4 protein-coding genes are annotated in these 3,667 nt (G+C 46.9%); 2 read left to right on the top strand and 2 right to left on the bottom strand.

What is annotated here, in order from left to right; genetic code table 11:
* Window positions 1-152 precede the first annotated feature (152 nt).
* Window positions 153-1,490, bottom strand: a complete 1,338-nt coding sequence (locus tag B7Y67_RS12880) for an N-acetylmuramoyl-L-alanine amidase (RefSeq protein ID WP_293598992.1) — start codon at window positions 1,488-1,490, stop codon at window positions 153-155.
* Window positions 1,491-1,492: 2 nt separating this feature from the next.
* Window positions 1,493-2,023: a tRNA (adenosine(37)-N6)-threonylcarbamoyltransferase complex ATPase subunit type 1 TsaE gene (gene tsaE / locus B7Y67_RS12885; RefSeq protein ID WP_293598993.1), complete on the bottom strand. Its 531-nt coding sequence runs from the start codon at window positions 2,021-2,023 to the stop codon at window positions 1,493-1,495.
* A gap of 43 nt (window positions 2,024-2,066) precedes the next feature.
* On the opposite strand from tsaE, the gene queG reads away from it, so the two are divergent.
* Window positions 2,067-3,161 (top strand): tRNA epoxyqueuosine(34) reductase QueG, encoded by a 1,095-nt coding sequence (gene queG, locus B7Y67_RS12890; RefSeq protein WP_367227287.1) that lies wholly within the window; start codon window positions 2,067-2,069, stop codon window positions 3,159-3,161.
* Window positions 3,162-3,203: 42 nt separating this feature from the next.
* Window positions 3,204-3,667: AzlC family ABC transporter permease (locus tag B7Y67_RS12895; RefSeq protein ID WP_293598994.1), on the top strand; the 464-nt coding region annotated here is incomplete at its 3' end.

Consider the following 3,667-nt stretch of genomic DNA (forward strand, 5'->3'; position numbering starts at 1 on the left):
GGGCGAGATTCGAACTCGCGACCAACGGATTAAAAGTCCGCTGCTCTACCGACTGAGCTACCGACCCAGTAAGACAGAAATTATAGCAAGAACTTGGTTTGGCTTCCCCGGTTTTCGGGTGTTGCCCTGTATGCCTTGTACTTACAAGTGCGCTAGGCGTTGGCGCGTCTGGCAACAGGTGGATTTTTGGAGAAATAGTCCTTAATTCCTCTCAAAATTGCTTCTGCAATGCGGTCTTGATAAGCGTCATCATTCAGACGAGCCTCTTCTTGAGGATTGCTGATAAACGCTGTCTCAACGAGGATTGAGGGGATGTCAGGGGCCCTGAGAACAGCAAAGCTAGCTTGCTCCACCTTATTTTTATGTAGCGGAGCAAATCCCCCAATTTGCTTCAAGATCGACTGTCCCACTTGTACAGAATCTTTAATTTGTGCGGTTGTAGACATATCCAATAAAAGATTAGCAACTTGCTTGTCCTGCGTCTTGATATTGATACCACCAATTAAGTCAGAGGCATTTTCTTTGTTGGCCATCCAGCGTGCAGTAGTGCTACTGGCACCCATTTGGGATAGGGCAAAAACGGATGCGCCTTTGGCTCTAGGTTCGATAAATGCATCTGCATGAATCGATACAAATAAATCCGCCTCCACTCGACGTGCTTTTTGCACTCTAGTATGGAGTGGTACAAAGTAGTCGCCATCCCTAGTCAAAAATGGACGCATATACGCATCATTGTCAATTTTGTCTCGTAAGCGTTTCGCAATAGAAAGAACAACATTCTTCTCTTTAGAGCCCATCGCGCCAATAGCGCCTGGATCCTCTCCACCATGACCCGCATCGATTGCAATGGTGATGAGGCGCTTTTGTTTTGCTGGAGCAGCTGGTTGTTTTACATCTGGGATAGCTTGGGCTACCGGAGCCCTTGGAGCTTCCTTCTCTTTCTTGGTTGCGAACTGTGCAATCAAATCGATTTCTTCATTGGCCTTTTCTAGCGCATTCTCTTTGCGGGCACTACTCTTAACTAATTCCATCAAAGGATCTGGCGGAGTCGCTGGGTAGAGATCAAGCACCATACGGTACTGATATTCCGCAATGGGGTCTAGTGTGAAGAGTTGAGGTTTAACAGGTTCTTTAAGATCAAAAACAATGCGCACCATGCCAGGTTGAAATTGCCCCACACGTATTTGTGAGACATAGGGATCGTTAGGCTTGACCTTAGCTACCAAATCTTTCAGGGTGGAATTCAATTCCATACCTTGAACATCGACCACCAAGCGATCGGGATTGCTCAGTAATTGCTGTGTGATTGGTAGCGCTTTATCGGATTCCATCGTGATCCGTGTGTAATCTTCTGCAGGCCAAATACGTACACCCAAGATCTTTGCACCCCAAGCAATCTCTGCCTCGCCAAAGAAGAGAATAAAACCCAGCATCTTTGCTGAAGTTTTAAGATGTTTTCTTCTAGAGGAGTTGATGGGTGACTTGCTCATCTCTATTGTGGCAATAGTTCTTCTATAACCGCTATTCCGTGACGGGTGTTGGCTTGCAGGCTAATATTTCTTGCGCTTTCATCTTCACCGGCGCGGAGATGAATTTCAATATCAAAAGCTGGTAGCGCGCCCTCAGCTTTACCCGGCCACTCTACCAAGCAGAATCCAGGTTCATCAAAATGCTCTGCAAAGCCAGCTTCTTGCCACTCTAGTGGATCTCTCATGCGATAGAGATCAAAGTGGTGGGCTTTAATGTTTACTGCTGACGATGGGTTGTCACTGTTGATTTCAATAGGGTAGGGCTCACACAAGGTATAGGTTGGGCTTTTGACTCGCCCTGCATATCCTAGGGCTTGTATCAGGTGGCGGGCAAAAGTGGTCTTACCCGCCCCAAGATCGCCTTCTAGGGAAATATTGAGGTGAATGCTTTGATCTGCTTGAAAAAGATGGCTGAGGCCCAAGGCAAGCTTTTGTGCCAATGCGGTCGTATCCGCTTCTTGCCTACAATATTGATTAAATGAATTCTGAGCCATTTGCCTAGTTTATTCAATTATTAAGCTACATTCTGTATTACTCATGACTTCTACCCAAATGCCGAGCGCTGTTGATCAGACCCATCTTCGTGAATGGCTGGATGAGCAGTCTCGTCAATTGGGTTTTGATGGCTTGCGCATCACTGATACCCACCTTGGATCAGCCACAGAGAGGCTGCATGAGTGGTTAGAGCAAGGTCGTCACGGGCAGATGGAGTACATGGCTAAACATGCTGATTTACGCTCTGATCCCGGCATGCTGGTTCCCGGTGCTGTGAGGGTCATTTGCGTCACGATGAACTACCTATCTCCTGAAATAGATTTTGACCATGAGTGGCAACGTTTAGCTGAACCAACTCAGGCAGTTGTATCCATGTACGCCCGTGGGCGCGACTATCACAAGGTGATGCGCAATCGTTTGCAAGAGTTTGCGCAACGAATTGAAAAACAAATTGGCGCATTTGGTTATCGTGTATTTACCGACTCAGCTCCATTAATGGAGGTGGAGTTGGCTCGTAAGGCAGGCTTAGGTTGGCGAGGCAAGCATACGCTCTTGCTTAATCGTGAATCTGGGTCTACATTTTTTTTAGGTGAGATATTGGTTGATGTCCCGCTACCGATTGATCAAGAGGAAGATTCCCATTGCGGTACTTGCCAATCTTGTATTGATGTATGTCCCACACAAGCTATTACCGCCCCTTATCAATTAGATGCACGACGCTGTATTTCTTATTTAACGATTGAAAACCCAGATGCCATTCCGGTGGAATTTCGTAGGGCAATGGGTAATCGTGTTTATGGATGTGACGACTGTCAGTTGATTTGTCCTTGGAATAAATTTGCGCAACGTACAGCCTTACCTGACTTTGCTGAACGACATGGTCTTGGAAGAGCTAGTCTCTTGCAGCTTTGGTCTTGGACTGAGGAAGAATTCGAGAAGCGTCACGAAGGTAGTGCAATTCGTCGTATTGGTTACACCCGCTGGCGCAGAAACTTAGCTGTTGCGATGGGGAATGCCTTGGCTGATGGTGAGGTATCGGAGATTGAGCAACGCTCCCTCAGAAAGGCTTTATTGGCCTGCTTGCCAAGCTCGGATAGTTTAGTGGCCGAGCATATTCAGTGGGCCCTAGATGCCTAGATAAATTGGAAGCTTAAGCCCTATCTCACTTACAATCGTTTCATGTCATTAGCCGATAAACCCGATATAGACCCTAGCGAAATTGCTCTTGAAGGTTTGGCTGCACAACGCTTTAAAGATTCCAGTCATGCTTTTTGGTCTGGCATTCGTGATGCTGCAGGAGCCCCAGCTATGGTCTTGTTTGCAGGCATGGTAGGTTTTGGTGCGATGGGCAAAACGAATGGTATGGATGTCTGGTTTACCGGCGCCACCAGTTTCTTGATGTTTGCATTGCCTGGTCAGGTGGTATTGCTAGAGATGGCTATAACAGGATCTTCACTGCTAGCTATTGCACTGGCAGTGACTTTGACATCCACGCGCTTTATCACAATGACTGTGACGCTCTTTCCTCAGCTCCATGAAAAAGATCGCAATCACGGTCTCTATGCTTCGGTTCATCTGCTAGCAATGACAGCATGGGCAATTTCGATGCGAGAGTTTCAGACTATTGAGGCAAAGCATCGTCT

The sequence above is a fragment of the Polynucleobacter sp. 35-46-11 genome, assembly GCF_002281105.1.

Excerpts from the sequence above, each read along its gene's own strand:
- queG (WP_367227287.1), top strand. The coding sequence starts at position 2,067 with ATGACTTCTACCCAAATGCCGAGCGCTGTTGATCAGACCCATCTTCGT.
- B7Y67_RS12880 (WP_293598992.1), bottom strand. The coding sequence starts at position 1,490 with ATGAGCAAGTCACCCATCAACTCCTCTAGAAGAAAACATCTTAAAACT.
- tsaE (WP_293598993.1), bottom strand. The coding sequence starts at position 2,023 with ATGGCTCAGAATTCATTTAATCAATATTGTAGGCAAGAAGCGGATACG.